We start from the raw sequence: 16,289 nt of genomic DNA, 5'->3' as shown, positions 1-16,289 counted from the left end.
AAAACGAATATTCTCAGCAAATTAGGAATTTAGAGAAAAAGGAGTATGTAAAATGGCAAAATGGGCTGATTATCTTATTTCAAAAGTCAGATACGTAGAAACAGCTACTACTAAACACATTGATAGCGTATTTGTTCATCCAGATAATGATGATTCCGTTGGTACAGGTAGCGACTGGAAAAGAACTGACGTAATAACCAAAATTGATAGTGGAAAAACTTTTTGTACTATCACAAAAAATAGTGATGGGAATTGGAATAAAGGTGCAAAAGTTGAAAAAGTATTGATTGATGGAACTTATTATCTAAGAACTGATGCAAATAAAACTAAAAAGGATAATTTAGGCAATTTACTAGAATATTAAATAAAAAAATTCGAATAATGATTACAATTCCTAGTCACCTTGCTAGGAACTGTTTAAGCTTCTAGCTTTGTTAAACGATTAATAGCTTCATGTAGAGCTTTGTTTTTGCTGATTTTATGTTTCTTTGCATATTCTTTTAAACTGATAATATCAGATTCTTCGAGGTCAAAGGTTTCTCTCTTTTTAGAAGTATATTGTTTTTTTCTACCTGCACCTTCTCTTGCTCCACCCCTGCCAAAAGTTTTTTTATAATATTCAATCCCTGAAATTTGCTCAAAGTTTTCTTTACTAATAATTGTTTCATCAGTTTCAACTTTGTCGGCAAGTTTTTTAGTTACAAATCCTTCTGAATCTTTAACATAAACATATTTATTCATAACTTTATCTCCTATGGTTTTAATCTTTTTTGAGCTAGTTTGATGTAATAATTAGGTGCTTTTTGAGAATCCTTCTCGTAAATTAATCCTATTATTATGATTTGGTCGGATTCATACTTGAATAATGAGCGTAAATCTTTAGTCTTAATCTCAAATAGCTTAGGTGCTAAATATCTGGTTTTAACAAATTCGATACCTTTTATACTAATAATATTGTAATCGTCCTGCAAAAGGAGTTGTGGGGCTTTAGAAAGGCTGTTATATTCCTTTTGAACTTCTTTTAATTTATCTACTTTAAATTTCACTATAAAACCCTTTTAGAAAATTACAAGTGTTTATCAATCTAATTTTATTATAATCTATTCTTTGAAAATTACAAGCCTATTTCAAAATTAGATAAATATTCTAAATAAGTTTAAGAATAAGTTATCCAAAGGTCATAAAACCATAAAACTTTAGCCATTTGGCTATAAACTTTGGCCACATGGATGTAACATCATATGTTGGAAGGCTTTGCGGAGAAATGGTTTGATATTTTTATCAGGATTTTGGGAACAAAGTGGGAACAAAGAAATTATACAATTTATAAGTATTATCAATAATCTCGAATTATGACTTTTTATAGGCTTTTAATTCCTTTATTTATCCGAAATGACTATATTTGCACGCTTAAACAAGTACCATTAGGACCAAAAGATACTAAAACCTTTATTAACTTAATATCAGAGTATATTTTCGAAAAGTACAAAGATTATCGTTGAAACTGAGTTATGATAGACGGCTAAAGTTTTTTGTATTAATTAAGGTGTCAGAACTTTAGTTTTTAACTTTATAGGTTATAATAATATTTATAATTCTTGAGGTTATTTTTATGCCAGATAAAAAAATCAATATAGTTATAAATAAACTTAATGAAAAACTTGCCGTTGTATTTAATAATTTCATCGGCACTTATCTTTATGGGTCAATGGCTAAAGGTACTTATACTGAAAATAGTGATGTTGATATAATCATAATTTTCTCAGAAAAATTAAGTTATGAAGAAGAACGCAAATTAGCAGGAATTATCGGATTATTAGAATATGAAAGTGATTTATTTATTGATTATCACCCTTATACCATGAATGATTTAGAGAAAAACCCTATCTTTTTAAGAGAAGTCGTTGAAAAGGGTATTTATTATGAAGCAGCATAAGGATATTCTTATAGCAAATTCTCTATTAAAGTCAAAAGAAGCTCTTGATGATGCCAAGTATGCTTTAGAAGGAGCAAGATTAAATACTGCACAAAACAGAATTTATTATGCTATTTTTTATTCTGTTATGGCTCTTGGGTATTTAAATGATTTTATAACCTCAAAACATAGCCAATTGCTTGGCTGGTTCAATAAAAAATTTATTCATGAAAATAATATATTTGATAACGGAATATTCATAACCTATAAAACCGCTTATGAAAACAGGATGAAAAGCGATTATGAGTTTACTTACAAGCCTGATAAAGATATAGTAAATAAATGTTTTGAAGATGCTCAAGGTTTTATTAATACGATAGAAAATTATATCAAAATTTGTCAAAATTAATTTATAATTTTTAATTATATCTAATTACACCTAATTGTAAGTATTTTCATTGCCAATATCTTGATATTCCTTATAATGGTGAACTAGCACTTTTATCAAAGCATTGTATCCTTCCCAAAATTCTTTGGGAGGTAAACATTCTTCTTCTGAAAATTTTTTAATAAATTTTGGTTCTTGTTTTTTTCTTGGCATATTCTTTTTCCTTAAAATTTGGTGCAGGTTTTTTATAACTTTATAATAATAATCATTTTTTAGACCTAAAAATCTGGTGCATATTTGGTGCAGATATGGTGTATATTTTTGTATTTTAATAAATATTAATCGGATTTAACGAACCTTGCAAAACCTTGGTATGACTAAATACTGCTAATATTTATTAAAACAAGTTAAGGTGCTAAAACCCGCTCATAACCCAAACTTCCCTAAACTTCCCCCTCCGCAAAAAAATGGGATATTACTATACTGCAAAAAATATGCCTGTATGATAGATGTGTTAGGGATAAAGGCGAAAGATAAAAAAATTATCAAGTCCCATTTTACTCCCATTCTAGTCCCATAAATATCCCATTTCGGACATTTTAAGCAGACCGACAAACTAGGGCAAGAGCCGCACCGTTTCATTTAAGCGGCGATTTTTTGCAAGTTACGAATGGGACATTCCTCTATAATGAAAAGCGGTAAATGTTTACCGTTATACGCCATGCCTTAAACCCTTATTTAATAAACCTTTTGAGTAATATTTAAAACCCAGCATGGTAATTTTTCAAAAAAAGCGGTAACAAAACGGTAAAGGCTGGTAAGTATTGGTAAATAATGGAAAGTCATCTCAGACCTTAAAACATGCCCAAAAGGCACACTATACTTGATTTTTGCTTTCGCTTCCGCCTTTTCATTTACCGAATAAACATATAAAATTTATTAGTATTTTTATAGGCTACAAAGTTATCAAGTGGACAACATGTGGACAAAAACAAATAACAAGGGTTTCGCTTAATCGGCGAAACCCTTGTTATGATTGGTTGCGGGGGCTGGATTTGAACCAACGACCTTTGGGTTATGAGCGTATAGAAACCCCTGTTTTGTTTATATATAGTTTGCTCTGATTTACATATATCTTGAAAATAATTTTTGTTGTTGTTTATATATAAATACGTCAGACTCAGTGGAAAAATAGCAAGGTCGGCAAAAGAGCGTTAAGGGTTGTTATATTGTTATAAAAACAAATAAAGCTGTGTAAAGATTTTACTTGAAGTTTTACTATTATTTACAATTTTCAATTAATCTCTTTAGAAGTTTCTTTAAATGTTATAAGTTGAGTTTGCGTTCCAATTCTTTCAAGTACCCTAAAATATCTTCCCAGCTTGGATATTCACCGAAAATCATTCCTTTCATTTTTTCGTAATCATCTTTTAAATATTTAATATTTTCTTCTGTCGGTAATAATTCTAAACTTCCTTGCAAAGCTAAATCATATCTTGCCCAAGCACAAGGATAAAATCTTTTTTTGAATTCAACTACCTGTTCCAATAAATCTATTCTTGATAATGCAGCTTCAAAAAGTTTAGAATTTCCGATTTTGTATAAATCATAGTAATGACGCGAATATCTTTCAGGATTAGCCTTTTCTACTGTTCTAAAATGTTCCTTGTGCAGAATAGTAACCTTTTCCCAAAAGGTGCGTTCCAGAATTATCGTAGGCACTATAATATCAGCAATTTTTATATTTTTATTTATGTTATCAATATAAGGTTTTATAGGATGTTTTTCATTTGGAGTCCAAGCAGCAAGAGGACCTATTTCAAGTTTTATATGCGGCAGCAAGTATAAATCTGAAATACCTTTAGGATATTCTATTTGTAAAGTGTTTTTGTCAAATTCATCTACAGTTATAGCGCAAATGTCGCCAACTAATTTCGAGACTTTATCTTTTAAAGTTGTGGAAATATAATTTTGAGCAGCTTCGTTAATTTCTTCATTTTTCTTATTTTGTTTATTTTTGGATGGCTGTATGACCTCTTTCCCCTTTGTAATAGTGTTCCAGTCCAAAATTAAATCTATATCTTCAGAGAAGCGTTCGATTACTCCAAAGACTTTTGAAAGAGATGTGCCTCCTTTAAAGCAAAGAGTTCTTTGTAATTCAGAATCAGAAAAGAGTCTATTTAACGTCCAACAAACCCAAAAATCTTTTTCAATCATAGCTGCACTAATATTTTTTATAGAGGCTGCTTCAAGAAAAATTGCTTTTCTTTCTGCTGATGCCGCCGCCGCAATTTTTTCTAACATTATTCATTCTCCTTTTTTGCAGCAACTTCAGAAATATAATTATAAACCCATATAGGAGCTTTAACGCTATCCTTTTTGATTTTCTGCCATTCATCATTGCTGAATTTTTCTTTTAGTTTATTTAGAAATTCATGAGTAATATTGCTTTCTCCTGTTGCCTTAATTGCTTGAACAACTGTAGCTGCAATTTTATTCTGCAAAGTAGCTTCTTTTAACGTTGTATGTTTAAATTCTAAAGTTTGCCCGAGTATATCATATTTTTTGCTTGGACCATCCGATAAGTAAATGTAATTTCCCATTATTTGTGTTGATAAATTTAAATAATTTAGAGAAGTTTCTCCTGTTGGCTGAATTCTCCAACCGAACTTGCGCGCCAAAGCATTTGCAACTTGTTCCATATCAGGTGCTACAGTCTTATTTAAAATCTCACTATATAATGGGTAGTCATAAAGTCCGCGCATAATTCTGCGAATTTTATTCTCATTTGTTAAATCTTCAAGAGAGTCATCCACTTCCCAACGCTTAAAATCCTTAATAAAATCATTTGGGGTAAATGCCCAACCCCTGCCCCTTCCATAAATTCGTGAAATTATTAGATTCTTTGCGGTTTTTTTCATATTTACTCCATCTATTTTTCCATAAAAATAACATATTTTTTCTGGAAAATCAATGTGTAAAAATATGTCAAACTAAGTGGAAAAATATACTTTTGAGCACTTGAACTTTGTAACTTAAACTGATTAGTAACAAGATATTATTGAAAAATATTTATAGAATTATTTTTAATTATTGAACGCGGGTAGTGATTTTCAGTTTGTCTTTGCGCTATAAACGGTTTTGACGACTTCCAAACATTAAATTTCTTCCAGATTTTCTATAACTATATTATATTTTTTATCAAGCTTTCCATTTTTCGAAACAACTCTTTTCCCTTTTCCTATATCTATTTTATCTGTTTCTATATATTTAAGCCAGTCGTGGTTTATTTTTTCTGCCATATAAAGAAATAGTCGTTTAACCTTAACAGAATTACATTTTTCCAGAAGCTCCTGCATCAGACCGGGTCGAACATTTACCAACATTTCCATAAGTTGATACGATTCTTTTAAACTGGCTTTATCAGGACAAAGGTATAAAACTTCTAATACTGCTCTTTCAACTGAAGATATTTTTATAGTATTATCACCTGCATTGTAATCAATAATTCCCACATCTTTTTGCAAAAACTCAGTTTTAATAATTTTAAAATTTGAAAAGTATTTCTCAAACCAGACAGGAAGAGTTTCTTTTCTGGTTCCAAACAAAATTTTCTCGTTATTAGTTTTGAGAAAATGACTTATATTTTGATAAGACAAAGCCGTTGTGGCTCCGATATGTATAGAAAGTCCTAATTGTGATTGCAGAGCAAAAAGCCCGCCCTCAAGAGTCACTTTTTCTTCAGAACGAATATATGCACTTTTAGCAATACAAGTAAACCAGTCATATTTTACATATTTTGCCATTAATTGAGAACTGATTCCTTGTTCTGCGAGCCATGCAGTCGTTAAAACAACATTATGAGGTGCTTTTTTTAACAGTTGGTTTATTTTTGCTGAAACATCTATACTCATGGTTTAATTATATCATCTTTTTTAAACCATTCAAGTTTTAATCTTGTTTTAGACCAAAAAACTTTGACCGTTTGGCTATAAACTTTAGCCACATGGATGTGAAAACGTATGTTAAACTGACTTTATATTGATTTTTATAGCTAACACTGATAAAAACAAATCAAGAAAGGGGAAGAGGTTCATTATGGTTGAAATTAAAGGTAAATCAGGTACGAATTACAAACTTCAGGGATATTTTGAGACCCCATCAGAGCTTGAATCATATCAAGGCGTTTATGTTGTTTATGATAAACATAACGGTAATTATAAACCAATTGATATTGGTGAATCGGGAGATATTAAAGCAAGAATTACTAGCCATGATAGAAAACAAGATTGGCATAAAAAAGCAAACGGTGCTATTTGTTATGCTATTAAGTACCTAAAAGGTTGTGATATTCGCATTCGTAAAGAAGTTGAGCAAGATTTAAGGGATAAATTTGAAGATGGAAAGCTTTGCGGGGAAAGATAATTAATTTGAAAGTTCCATAGCCGAATACCCAGCTAAAAAGATATCTTTAGTAACAAGATATTATTGAAAAATATTTATAGAATTATTTTTAATTGTGGTTTTCAGTTTGTCTTTGCGCTATAAACGGTTTTGACTACTTTGGAAAAATAAACATGAAGCTTAGACTAATATCCGATATTCATACTGATATAAACAAAAAGAAAAATTACCAATTTGACTTTGGTGATGATTTTGTCGTTGCTTGCGGAGATATATCAGGAGACCGATTTGCAACAGAAGAATGGATAAAATCTAATATTAAAAACGGCATATTTGTTGAAGGTAATCATTTGGGATACAACCAAGTTACTTTTGATTCAGGTGATACAAAAGAGCATTCAATAAAATATCTAAAAAATAAATTCAAAAAAGGCAATGTTCGTTTTTTAGAAAACAATATACACATTGTTGAAGATGTTGTTTTTATAGGCTGCACTTTATATACAGACTTTTCTTTGTTCGGTAATCCTATTTACTGCTCTAGGATGGCTTGGAAATCAATGAATGATTTTAGATATGTGAATGTCAAAGACAAAGATAGAGTAAGAACATTGTACGTAACTGATACAGTAAAATGGCATAAAAAGAGTGTTAATTTTATAAACAAAACCTGTAAGAGCTATCCTGATAAGAAAATTGTAGTAGTTTCTCATCATGCTCCAAGTATAGACTGCATAAGCGAAGAATACAAAGAAGATAGACTAAGTGCCGCTTTTGCAAGTAATTTAGATTGGATAATGAAAGAAAATGACAATCTGGTTTTATGGTGCCATGGACATGTGCATAGCGATGTAGATTTTACAAAGTACGGAACAAGGGTAGTTTGTTGCCCTTGGGGATATTACAACGAAAATAATAAAGATATTTCAAGTTATGGAGTAATAATTGATACTGATAGCTTGTAATAAAATAGTTAATCCCCGAATTTATATACTTTTCTGACAGGTTTCTTGATATCCCAAATACATTTTAAACCTTTCGGAAAGACAACAAAATCACCGGCTGCGAATTCCACGGTTTCTTCATCTGTTTCAACAACAACTTCCCCTTCAAAGAGATAACAGGATTCTTTATCCGAGTATTCCCAGTTAAATCTTGAAACTTCGCAAGTCCATGAGCCCCAATTATCAAGATTTAAAGATTTTAATTCTTCTTCAGTGAGTTTTTTAACAAGAATTTTTGCCATTATTTTTCTCCGTTTATAAATTTTAATCCTGTAAAAGATTTCCTAAACTGCCGAGAACACTTCCCTGCTCTGTGCTTTTTCCTCCTGCTACTGTAGCAGCTGAATAAAGTCTGTTAGCAAGTCTGCTTAAAGGTAATGATTGAATCCATACTTTTCCGGGTCCTTTTAATGAAGCAAAGAATAATCCTTCACCGCCAAAGAGCATTGATTTTATACCGCTGACCATTTGGATATCATAGTCAACGTCTTTTGTCATAGCAACAATACAGCCTGTATCTACTCTTAAGACTTGACCGGGCTGTAATGTTTTTTCTATAATCGCTCCTCCGGCATGAACGAAAACCAAGCCGTCTCCTTCAAGTTTTTGAAGAACAAAACCTTCTCCCCCAAAGAAACCTGCACCCAATCTTTTAGTGAACTCCATCCCTATAGAAACACCCTTAGCGGCGCAAAGAAACGAATCTTTCTGACAGACGATTTTTCCGTCAAGCAAATTTAAGTCCATTGGAATAATTTTACCGGGATACGGAGCAGAAAAAGAAACGTGCTGTTTTCCTTGTCCGTTATTGGTAAAAACTGTCATAAAAAGAGTTGCGCCCGTAAGAAGTCTTTTGCCTGCACCAAGAAGTTTTCCCATTAATCCTTCTTCTTGACTTGAACCGTCTCCGAAAATTGTATTCATTCCTATCGTTTCCGACATCATTGTCATTGCTCCGGCTTCTGCTATGACGCTTTCTTGAGGGTCAAGTTCTATTTCTATAAGCTGCATATCATCGCCGTAGATTTTATAGTCAATTTCGTGAGCGTTTCTGTTTTGCATTTACGTCTCTCCCGTTGTTTTAAATTCAATATTTATAATAGCAGATATTATTATAAATTTGTCTCCGTAACAAAATAGCCGAATACTTACGTACTCAGCTATTTTTGGTTAAAGTTAAGTCAAAACTATTTTGAAGCTTTTGCAGCAACTTTTACAGGATTGACAATTTCTTTGAATTTCTTACCGGCTGAGAAAGCAGGAACAGTTTTAGCAGCTATTTTAAGTTCTGCGCCTGTTTGAGGGTTTCTACCGGTTCTTGCTGCTCTTTTACGAGCTTCAAATGTACCGAAACCGACTAAAGTAACTTTTTTGCCTTTTGAAACGGTTTTAGTAATCATTTCAACGGTAGCACCGATAATTTCAGCTACTTCTTTTTGTGACATTTTGGTTTTCTTCGCAACTTCTTTTACTAATTCTTCTTTGTTCATGACAAACCTCTCTTATATTGATAACTTGGATATATTACCCTTTAATCAGGATAATTGCAATCATATTTACAGAATTATAATAAAAACAACTGTAATTATATAAGAATAGGCTAATTCCATGAGTTAATATGAAACTTCTTCAAAATTAAGTTGAAAGCCGTGAAATAATCTCTACTGATATTTAAGGTATTATTTTAATAAGCTGATATTAGGTTTTTGGCATTATTTATGAATTTTTTTAAGAATATAAAAAGTTTGCTGGTTTTTGCTTCTCCGATAATTTTTGGTCAACTCGGTCAAATGCTTATCGGAGCAGGGGATGTTTTTGTTGCGGCAAGACACGGAGTAAATACCGTAGCTTCAATCAGCATCGCAAATGCAATAATAACCATTATCTTTATGACAGGCTTTGGACTATTGCTAAGCATATCACCCGTTTTATCAAAAGAAAGAGGTAAAAAGACTGATATTAACAAATTTTTAAATATTACTCTTCTTTATGCTGCTGTTTTATCGGTGATTTTTATGATAATAACTTTAAGCTTAGTGCCGATAATCCCTTATATGGGCTTTGAAAAAGTATTGGTGCCGAATATTCAAGAATATATTTATATTTGCAGTTTCTCATTTCTCGGTGCGTATATTTATCACGCCTTGAAAGAATTCCTGCAATCTTATGAAAAAGTTATGTTTGCCAATACTGTTGCAATAATTGCAGTATTTTTAAATCTTTTGATTGCATGGATACTTGTATTCGGCTGTAAATTTATCCCGTCAATAGGAGTACAGGGACTTGCGATAGCAACACTTGTTGTAAGAAGCTTAATGGGACTTGCTCTTATAGTTTATTGTCATAAGTTTTTCAAAAAAGATTTTTACTTTGATAAACAATACCTCAAAAAAATACTAAACATAGGATACCCGATCTCGTTAAGTCTGCTTCTTGAGCTTTCAGCTTTTAGTTTTGTCACTATACTTGTCGGCAACATAAGCTCTGTTCAAGTTGCGGCGCACAGTATTGTTTTTACATTCGCATCAATTACATTTATGGTTCCGCTTGCTGTATCAAACGCACTTGGTGTAAGGATCGGATATGCCTACGGTGCTAAGAATTATCAGGATATAAAAGACAATTTAATTGCGGCACTAAGTCTGTCCTTATCGGTTATGAGTATTTTTGCTTTAATGTTTTTAGTCTTTCCGCAAGGCTTAATGTCTATATTTTCGACTGACAAAAACATCATACTGACCGGCTCGGGATTATTATTTATAGCAGCTTTATTTCAAATATTTGATGGAACTCAGATAACTCTGTCGGGAGCGTTAAGAGGTCTTGGAAGTACTAAACCAATTCTATTTACCATGATGTTCGGTTACTGGGCAGTCGGATTGCCGTTAGGAATTTATCTTGCATTTGTTAAACACCTTAAAATATACGGGCTCTGGATAGGACTTGCTGTTGCTCTTTTTACCTGCTCGCTTATTTTCAGCGCAGTCTTAATCAAAAAGCTTAAAAAATGCTTTGCTGATTTAAAATAAAATACAAAGATATAGTTGATGATTGGGATTTGTTTTACAACGGTATTTCAAATTATAGTTTAATAGCAAAAAATGAAGACAGCGGGCTTGAAATATTAAACGATGCTCTTTATAATGAATTTGTAAAGGATATAAGTAAATGACTCAAACATTATCAGATGAAATAACAAAAATCGGAAACAGAGCGGTTAAAAAAGCTCAGGAGCATAACCGTTTAAACGGGTTGCCGAATGTCTATTCAGTCAACGGCAAAATAGTTTACGAACTTCCTAACGGTGATATTGTAAACGAATACGATTTTTCAAAACATAAAAAAATCGGGTAAGACGAATCACTGTAAAGTCAAAAATCTTACGGCACGATTTCCTTAAAATCCAAAGTATTGAAAAATTCTCTAATTTTTTAACGAGTCATAAAAGTTTATAACTTCATCATTCACAAAGACTCTACCGGGATTAAAAGACCTTAAATATAAGCTGTCAAGTGATTTTACTCTTGAATTTTGGATTAATATGCAAACTCAATATGATTTAGCACAAGCAAGAAAAACAACGAATGTTGATAATATAAAGGCAATGTACGGTTAAAATAATGAAATCTGTATTTAGAAAAATGTTATATTTTCCAGAAAAAGTTTTCCGATTTATGGAAAGGCTTTTTGTTTGGATTCCTGTTTTATGGAGGGATGAAGATTGGGATTTCGAGTATTTACTTGAAATTGTTAGATTTAAATTAAACAGAATGTCGAAAAATATTGACAAATATAGTTATCATCTCCACAAAGACAGAGATGTAAAGAAAATAAAAGAAGTTCTCTCTCATATTGATCATTATAAAAATATTGAAAAATATGCCGGTGATTATGTGACAGAGGAAGAAACCAATTTACCTATACAAGATTGGTTAAATCGAAAACTTACTTCAAAACAAACTTATATTCTAAAAAGAAATGTAGAATTAGAAAAATGGCACTGGCAAGAAATTTGGCGGAAAATTTCCAAGAATGGTCAGTGTTGGTGGAGTTAATGCAAGTTACAATCAGGAGTATTGCAGCTTAAAGATTCAGCTTGAACAAGATGCAAAAATTCACAAATGCGGTTTGTCAGATCTGAATTTATAGCTTGAGTTTTCTGAAAATTTCGATTGGTAAAGAGATTATGATCTATTACAAAGAGCCGGTTTACAGACCGCCTTCAGAAGCAAATTCCCTGCTTATTCAAGCAACAGAGGGATGTACTCATAAATGTACTTTTTGTATCGGAAATGAGGGAAAGAAATTTCTTATCCGAAACATTGAAGAGATAAAGCAGGATATAAATACTGCAAAAATGCAGTATGGAGATAATGTCAGAAAAATGTTTCTCCTTGATGGCAATGCTTTTGTGATGAAGACGGATTTACTTATAGAAATAGCAAAACATAGTTATAACACTCATTCTCGATTAACAAGAATCGGAGCTTATGCTCATGCACAGGATATCTTGTCCAAAAGTGATGAGGAATTAAAGGCTATTTCTGATGCAGGTATAAAAATTCTGTATCTTGGTATAGAAACAGGAGATGATGAACTTTTAAAGAAGATTAACAAAGGCGTAACTTCTGCTGAAATAACAGAGGCTTGTCATAAACTCTACAAAGCAGGAATAACTCTTTCAGCAACTATTATTTTAGGATTAGCCGGTAATGATAAAGAAAAAAGCATTCAACATGCAATAAAGACCGCTGAGTTAATAAACAGAATAAAACCGGAACCTGCTGTGCCTTGGTATGTTTCGGCATTAACCTTGATGATTCCTCCAAAGACTCATCTCTATGAGCAAAAAAGAAATGGCGAGTTTCTGCCTATGAGTAATATTGAAATTCTTCACGAGTTAAAGATTTTTCTTGAGCATCTTGATAATGACCTTGAAAAATGTATCTTCAGGTCAAATCACGCTTCAAATTATTTGCCGTTAGAGTCAAATAATCTGGCAAAAAACAAACAGAAGCTTATTGAAAGTATTGATTATGCGCTTAAGCATCCTGATATATTGAAACTTGAATTTTCAAGAGGATTATAACTTAATCTTGAGCCTTTCAGAAAGTCGTAATTATTTTTATTTAATATTTAACAGGTTTAATTGAACCGAACTTTGCTGCTTTAGAGCGTCAGAATCGATTCTTTTCTTTGCCATATTATTTAAAACGTTGTCTTGTCTTATAGGCAAAGCTGTCGGGAATCTTACAGAAATCATATCTTTGGGAACAGAATAAGTTTTAGAAATATATTTTCCGTATTTATCCGTTTTTGTTAATTTGTATAATTTCGGGAATTCTTCACAATACTTATCCAGCTTTGTTATTAAAGTTTTATTATATGTATAGATGCTTGCTTCTTTATCTTCTTCATTGAAATTAAAGGTTGTGACTCGCTCGTAGCTTGATAAGCTAAAACTGTTTTCTCTCGCTTTAACATCCTGTTGCGTGAATCCGATTGTCTGCTTTTTTATTCTTGCCATTTTTTTAACTTCTCACAACTTTTTATTTGTGTTCTAAGGTTTGATTTTAAACAAATATTGTCCACAATGGCAAGATATTTTTTATTTGAACATGAAAAAAAACATAAATGTGCAGAGTATGCCTACACTCTTATAAAAGGATCTTCTCGTTTATAATAATTTAATAATAAATTGTAATTGTTTTTGTTAGTATAAATATAAAAATGAAAGTCTTTATATAAATTTTAATAACAACAACAAGGATTTACTAATAGTGAAAGAAATAAACTTAAACTCAGAGAATGATATTGAAGAATTAAAAACAACTCTATTTAAAGGTTTTCAATCAGCCAATATAAATTTCTTATTTGGTGCAGGTTTGTCAACTCCTGCGATAAACGTCTTAGGTGACATTGAAAACATTATTAACAAAATAGAAGAACAAGATTTTGTAAATTTATCAAAACATGTTCTATTTTCATTTTTGAAAGAAATATTTCACATAAATAAAATGTTGTTCCATTCCCTTGATAACGGGGATATTATGGTTACAAAAAACAATTATACTAAATTTATGAAACTCTTGAACAAAGCTCTCATTAATAGAAAAAATGCCATTACAAAACCTTCTGCAAATATTTTTACAACTAATTATGACTTATTTATGGAAGATGCTTGTGAGCAACTAGGTTCATTTTTTCACTATAATGATGGTTTTAGAAATAAAAATAAACTTTTTTTAAATAGTGTTTTCGAGGTTTCTGAATTTAATAAATCAATAAATTATTGTGGTTGTTTATATGAGCATAAAACAACACTACCAAGTGTTAATCTTGTAAAACTGCATGGTTCAGTGCATTGGCTTATTAAAGACTCTTTTATTGTACTTGATAGAACTATTAAGTTAGTAGACAATTTTGCCTCTATAAACATTGCGGATAAAGAAAAAGAAATATCTTCAATAATAAAACAAGGGATTTCAAAACCTATTAAAAATGATTTTGAACTAAACACTCAAATAAATGATTTATTGAAAAAAATTGCAATTGTTATTCCTTCAAAGAATAAGTTTGAGACAACTGTTATGAATCAAGTGTATTATAGTCTTTTAAGGTTTTTAGCTAATGAATTAGATAGAGAAAATTCAATGCTTATTTCATTAGGATTCTCTTTTAATGATGAACACATAAAAGAACTCGTTCAAAAAGCTTTAAAAACTAATCCAACCTTGCAATTATTTATCTTTGCTTACGACATAAATCAGCTAGATACATATAGAGAGCGGTTTAACTCTTACAATAATGTAACTGTTATTTATAATGATAAAGATAAATTGAATTTCGAAGCCTTCAATTTGCTTTTCGGTGAATTAATTAAAGGTTTACCACAATATGCCAGAAACTAATTTAAACATTTTAATAAGAGACTCCGTATTAAAAGTTGGTGAAGTATCAGAAGTAAGTGGACAAAAAGTATTAATTAAAGTTGATAAGTCCAAAAATTCATCTGATTTATTTTTCAATGGGGAAATAGTAAAAAATATTTCAGTTGGAAGTTTTATTCAAGTTAGAAAAGGTTATGTAACTATAACTATTGGGAAAACGCCAAATGAAGGAATGGATATAAATATTAGTGTTGATAAATTATTCAGCAGTCATATTGCTATATTTGGAAATACAGGAAGCGGTAAATCTAATACTTTAGCTAAATTATATAGTTCTTTGTTCAATCATCCACAGATTAATTGCAATGAAAAGTTTAAAGACAATTGTAAATATTTATTGTTTGATTTTAATGGTGAATATTCTTCAAATGACTGTATTTGTTGCAATAAAAAAGTTTATAAGTTATCCACATATAAACTTGAGGGTGGAGATAAAATAAAATTGCCTGTAAATACTATTTTAGATAATAGTTTCTTTTCTATAATTGCTGAAGCTACAGATAAAACACAAAAGCCGTTTATTAAAAGGTCTTTAGACTTTTACATAAGAATAAAAGATTCAGACAATCCAGAAGAATATATGAAAAATATTATAAGAAAGCGTATTAACGCTATTTTAACAATGGCAGATAAAGAAAAAGCTGTGTTGTTAATTGATTATTTGAGAAATATACTTCCAAAAGATTATGACGAGGATAATATCATAGATATTGACTGTGATATTGATTGGAATAACAAGAATTCAGAATATGTATTTAAACCTACAAATAGCTATTTAAGAACAAATCCTGATAAAATTCCAAATACTATAATTTATAAAAGAGTTGATAACTTTAAAATTAAAGAAAATTTATTGGATATGATTATAAGCGTTTTATATTTGCAACTTATTGGAGATGTTTTAAGTAATAGGTCTGTAAATGAACATATTGCACCAGTTATAAACAGATTACAATCAAGAAAAAAAGATATTGATAAAATATTTGAATTTATTGATTCATCTGATATTTGGTTAAATCAAAACATTATTGTTGTTGATTTAAAAAATGTAAATATAGGAATGAAAAAAATAGTTCCTCTAATAATATCTAAATTTTTATATGAAGAACAAAAAAAATATACTAATAAAATTCTTAATATAATAATTGATGAAGCGCATAATATATTATCTAAAGACTCTTCTAGGGAATCTGAGACATGGAAAGATTATCGGTTGGAAACTTTTGAAGAAATTATAAAAGAAGGTAGAAAATTTGGGGTTTTTATTACTATCTCCAGTCAAAGACCGTCTGATATATCTTCAACAATAATATCTCAAGCTCATAATTATTTTATACATAGATTAGTAAATCAAAATGATTTAAAATCTATTGAAACTTCAATATCCTATATAGATAGGATAACAGCTGATTCAATACCCACATTGCCAGTCGGAACGTGCATTTTTAACGGTATTTCAACACAAATGCCAATTTCTCTTGCAGTTGATAAACTAGATAATATTAAATCACCTAATAGCGGAACTATTAATATTTCTCAAGTAATTTTTTAATACCATTTATAAGAGACCCACTTAAGACCAATGCACAAGCAGCTAATTTTTAAGAATTTGGAGTAATTTGCAATAA

Annotated in this window: 21 protein-coding genes; 11 read left to right on the top strand and 10 right to left on the bottom strand. The window is 30.7% G+C overall.

The genetic code is table 11. From position 1 onward, the window contains the following. Positions 1-52 precede the first annotated feature (52 nt). A complete protein-coding gene (locus WCG23_02925; GenBank protein MEI8388818.1) occupies positions 53-364 on the top strand; it encodes a DUF3892 domain-containing protein in 312 nt (103 codons plus the stop codon). A 53-nt stretch (positions 365-417) separates the two neighbouring features. On the opposite strand, the gene WCG23_02920 is transcribed toward WCG23_02925, so the two are convergent. Both WCG23_02920 and WCG23_02915 read right to left on the bottom strand, forming a co-directional pair. After that, the gene (locus WCG23_02920) at positions 418-741 is read right to left on the bottom strand and encodes a hypothetical protein (GenBank protein MEI8388817.1); all 324 of its coding nucleotides are present in this window, start codon (positions 739-741) and stop codon (positions 418-420) included. A gap of 11 nt (positions 742-752) precedes the next feature. Then, positions 753-1,046: a hypothetical protein gene (locus WCG23_02915; GenBank protein ID MEI8388816.1), complete on the bottom strand. Its 294-nt coding sequence runs from the start codon at positions 1,044-1,046 to the stop codon at positions 753-755. Between the two features lie 566 nt (positions 1,047-1,612). Between WCG23_02915 and WCG23_02910 the strand changes: the two genes are divergently transcribed. Both WCG23_02910 and WCG23_02905 read left to right on the top strand, forming a co-directional pair. After that, positions 1,613-1,936, top strand: coding sequence for a nucleotidyltransferase domain-containing protein (locus WCG23_02910; protein ID MEI8388815.1), 324 nt, complete (start codon positions 1,613-1,615; stop codon positions 1,934-1,936). Then, entirely contained in the window at positions 1,923-2,324 is a 402-nt protein-coding gene (locus tag WCG23_02905; GenBank protein ID MEI8388814.1) for a HEPN domain-containing protein, read from the top strand. The genes WCG23_02910 and WCG23_02905 overlap by 14 nt, the downstream gene beginning before the upstream one ends. Before the next feature lie 30 nt (positions 2,325-2,354). Here the strand turns inward: WCG23_02905 and WCG23_02900 are convergent, their stop codons facing one another. The 4 genes from WCG23_02900 to WCG23_02885 form a co-directional block, all read right to left on the bottom strand. Further along, positions 2,355-2,516 carry a hypothetical protein gene (locus tag WCG23_02900; protein ID MEI8388813.1) on the bottom strand — a complete coding sequence of 54 codons (162 nt, stop codon included), beginning with the start codon at positions 2,514-2,516 and terminating at the stop codon, positions 2,355-2,357. 1,113 nt (positions 2,517-3,629) lie between these two features. Next, the gene (locus WCG23_02895) at positions 3,630-4,607 is read right to left on the bottom strand and encodes a nucleotidyl transferase AbiEii/AbiGii toxin family protein (GenBank protein MEI8388812.1); all 978 of its coding nucleotides are present in this window, start codon (positions 4,605-4,607) and stop codon (positions 3,630-3,632) included. After that, positions 4,607-5,224: a DUF6088 family protein gene (locus tag WCG23_02890; GenBank protein MEI8388811.1), complete on the bottom strand. Its 618-nt coding sequence runs from the start codon at positions 5,222-5,224 to the stop codon at positions 4,607-4,609. The genes WCG23_02895 and WCG23_02890 overlap by 1 nt, the downstream gene beginning before the upstream one ends. Positions 5,225-5,461: 237 nt before the next feature. Beyond that, on the bottom strand, positions 5,462-6,217 hold the full coding sequence (locus WCG23_02885) for a type IV toxin-antitoxin system AbiEi family antitoxin domain-containing protein (GenBank protein MEI8388810.1): 756 nt from the start codon (positions 6,215-6,217) through the stop codon (positions 5,462-5,464). A gap of 184 nt (positions 6,218-6,401) precedes the next feature. Here WCG23_02885 and WCG23_02880 point away from each other — a divergent pair, with 184 nt between their 5' ends. Together WCG23_02880 and WCG23_02875 are read left to right on the top strand one after the other, a co-directional pair. Next, positions 6,402-6,728, top strand: a complete 327-nt coding sequence (locus WCG23_02880) for a hypothetical protein (GenBank protein MEI8388809.1) — start codon at positions 6,402-6,404, stop codon at positions 6,726-6,728. Positions 6,729-6,880: 152 nt separating this feature from the next. Continuing rightward, positions 6,881-7,672: a metallophosphoesterase gene (locus WCG23_02875; protein MEI8388808.1), complete on the top strand. Its 792-nt coding sequence runs from the start codon at positions 6,881-6,883 to the stop codon at positions 7,670-7,672. 8 nt (positions 7,673-7,680) lie between these two features. Here WCG23_02875 and WCG23_02870 read toward each other — a convergent pair whose 3' ends face one another. The 3 genes from WCG23_02870 to WCG23_02860 all read right to left on the bottom strand — a co-directional run bounded on the left by WCG23_02870 (position 7,681) and on the right by WCG23_02860 (position 9,201). After that, positions 7,681-7,953, bottom strand: a complete 273-nt coding sequence (locus WCG23_02870) for a cupin domain-containing protein (protein MEI8388807.1) — start codon at positions 7,951-7,953, stop codon at positions 7,681-7,683. Positions 7,954-7,975: 22 nt separating this feature from the next. Next, positions 7,976-8,773, bottom strand: a complete 798-nt coding sequence (locus WCG23_02865) for a TIGR00266 family protein (GenBank protein ID MEI8388806.1) — start codon at positions 8,771-8,773, stop codon at positions 7,976-7,978. 125 nt (positions 8,774-8,898) lie between these two features. Next, positions 8,899-9,201 (bottom strand): HU family DNA-binding protein, encoded by a 303-nt coding sequence (locus tag WCG23_02860; protein MEI8388805.1) that lies wholly within the window; start codon positions 9,199-9,201, stop codon positions 8,899-8,901. Positions 9,202-9,429: 228 nt separating this feature from the next. Here WCG23_02860 and WCG23_02855 point away from each other — a divergent pair, with 228 nt between their 5' ends. The 4 genes from WCG23_02855 to WCG23_02840 all read left to right on the top strand — a co-directional run bounded on the left by WCG23_02855 (position 9,430) and on the right by WCG23_02840 (position 12,800). Beyond that, complete coding sequence (locus WCG23_02855) at positions 9,430-10,740, top strand: MATE family efflux transporter (GenBank protein ID MEI8388804.1); 1,311 nt, start codon at positions 9,430-9,432, stop codon at positions 10,738-10,740. A 139-nt stretch (positions 10,741-10,879) separates the two neighbouring features. Then, complete coding sequence (locus WCG23_02850; GenBank protein MEI8388803.1) at positions 10,880-11,065, top strand: hypothetical protein; 186 nt, start codon at positions 10,880-10,882, stop codon at positions 11,063-11,065. 320 nt (positions 11,066-11,385) lie between these two features. Further along, on the top strand, positions 11,386-11,766 hold the full coding sequence (locus WCG23_02845; protein MEI8388802.1) for a hypothetical protein: 381 nt from the start codon (positions 11,386-11,388) through the stop codon (positions 11,764-11,766). Positions 11,767-11,897: 131 nt separating this feature from the next. After that, complete coding sequence (locus WCG23_02840; protein ID MEI8388801.1) at positions 11,898-12,800, top strand: radical SAM protein; 903 nt, start codon at positions 11,898-11,900, stop codon at positions 12,798-12,800. Positions 12,801-12,836: 36 nt separating this feature from the next. Here the strand turns inward: WCG23_02840 and WCG23_02835 are convergent, their stop codons facing one another. Then, positions 12,837-13,238 (bottom strand): hypothetical protein, encoded by a 402-nt coding sequence (locus tag WCG23_02835; GenBank protein ID MEI8388800.1) that lies wholly within the window; start codon positions 13,236-13,238, stop codon positions 12,837-12,839. A 253-nt stretch (positions 13,239-13,491) separates the two neighbouring features. On the opposite strand from WCG23_02835, the gene WCG23_02830 reads away from it, so the two are divergent. Continuing rightward, complete coding sequence (locus tag WCG23_02830) at positions 13,492-14,622, top strand: SIR2 family protein (protein ID MEI8388799.1); 1,131 nt, start codon at positions 13,492-13,494, stop codon at positions 14,620-14,622. Further along, entirely contained in the window at positions 14,609-16,213 is a 1,605-nt protein-coding gene (locus WCG23_02825) for an ATP-binding protein (GenBank protein MEI8388798.1), read from the top strand. The genes WCG23_02830 and WCG23_02825 overlap by 14 nt, the downstream gene beginning before the upstream one ends. The last annotated feature ends 76 nt before the right edge of the window (positions 16,214-16,289 follow it).

It is taken from the genome of bacterium, from assembly GCA_037147175.1.
Taxonomy (GTDB): Bacteria; Cyanobacteriota; Vampirovibrionia; order Gastranaerophilales; family UBA9971; genus UBA9971.
The sequence above is the reverse complement of the archived record's forward strand: the minus strand, read 5'-3'. Positions and strand labels throughout refer to the sequence as shown.

Excerpts from the sequence above, each read along its gene's own strand:
- WCG23_02925 (MEI8388818.1), top strand. The coding sequence starts at position 53 with ATGGCAAAATGGGCTGATTATCTTATTTCAAAAGTCAGATACGTAGAA.
- WCG23_02920 (MEI8388817.1), bottom strand. The coding sequence starts at position 741 with ATGAATAAATATGTTTATGTTAAAGATTCAGAAGGATTTGTAACTAAA.
- WCG23_02910 (MEI8388815.1), top strand. The coding sequence starts at position 1,613 with ATGCCAGATAAAAAAATCAATATAGTTATAAATAAACTTAATGAAAAA.
- WCG23_02905 (MEI8388814.1), top strand. The coding sequence starts at position 1,923 with ATGAAGCAGCATAAGGATATTCTTATAGCAAATTCTCTATTAAAGTCA.
- WCG23_02900 (MEI8388813.1), bottom strand. The coding sequence starts at position 2,516 with ATGCCAAGAAAAAAACAAGAACCAAAATTTATTAAAAAATTTTCAGAA.
- WCG23_02895 (MEI8388812.1), bottom strand. The coding sequence starts at position 4,607 with ATGTTAGAAAAAATTGCGGCGGCGGCATCAGCAGAAAGAAAAGCAATT.
- WCG23_02890 (MEI8388811.1), bottom strand. The coding sequence starts at position 5,224 with ATGAAAAAAACCGCAAAGAATCTAATAATTTCACGAATTTATGGAAGG.
- WCG23_02885 (MEI8388810.1), bottom strand. The coding sequence starts at position 6,217 with ATGAGTATAGATGTTTCAGCAAAAATAAACCAACTGTTAAAAAAAGCA.
- WCG23_02880 (MEI8388809.1), top strand. The coding sequence starts at position 6,402 with ATGGTTGAAATTAAAGGTAAATCAGGTACGAATTACAAACTTCAGGGA.
- WCG23_02875 (MEI8388808.1), top strand. The coding sequence starts at position 6,881 with ATGAAGCTTAGACTAATATCCGATATTCATACTGATATAAACAAAAAG.
- WCG23_02870 (MEI8388807.1), bottom strand. The coding sequence starts at position 7,953 with ATGGCAAAAATTCTTGTTAAAAAACTCACTGAAGAAGAATTAAAATCT.
- WCG23_02865 (MEI8388806.1), bottom strand. The coding sequence starts at position 8,773 with ATGCAAAACAGAAACGCTCACGAAATTGACTATAAAATCTACGGCGAT.
- WCG23_02860 (MEI8388805.1), bottom strand. The coding sequence starts at position 9,201 with ATGAACAAAGAAGAATTAGTAAAAGAAGTTGCGAAGAAAACCAAAATG.
- WCG23_02855 (MEI8388804.1), top strand. The coding sequence starts at position 9,430 with ATGAATTTTTTTAAGAATATAAAAAGTTTGCTGGTTTTTGCTTCTCCG.
- WCG23_02850 (MEI8388803.1), top strand. The coding sequence starts at position 10,880 with ATGACTCAAACATTATCAGATGAAATAACAAAAATCGGAAACAGAGCG.
- WCG23_02845 (MEI8388802.1), top strand. The coding sequence starts at position 11,386 with ATGGAAAGGCTTTTTGTTTGGATTCCTGTTTTATGGAGGGATGAAGAT.
- WCG23_02840 (MEI8388801.1), top strand. The coding sequence starts at position 11,898 with ATGATCTATTACAAAGAGCCGGTTTACAGACCGCCTTCAGAAGCAAAT.
- WCG23_02835 (MEI8388800.1), bottom strand. The coding sequence starts at position 13,238 with ATGGCAAGAATAAAAAAGCAGACAATCGGATTCACGCAACAGGATGTT.
- WCG23_02825 (MEI8388798.1), top strand. The coding sequence starts at position 14,609 with ATGCCAGAAACTAATTTAAACATTTTAATAAGAGACTCCGTATTAAAA.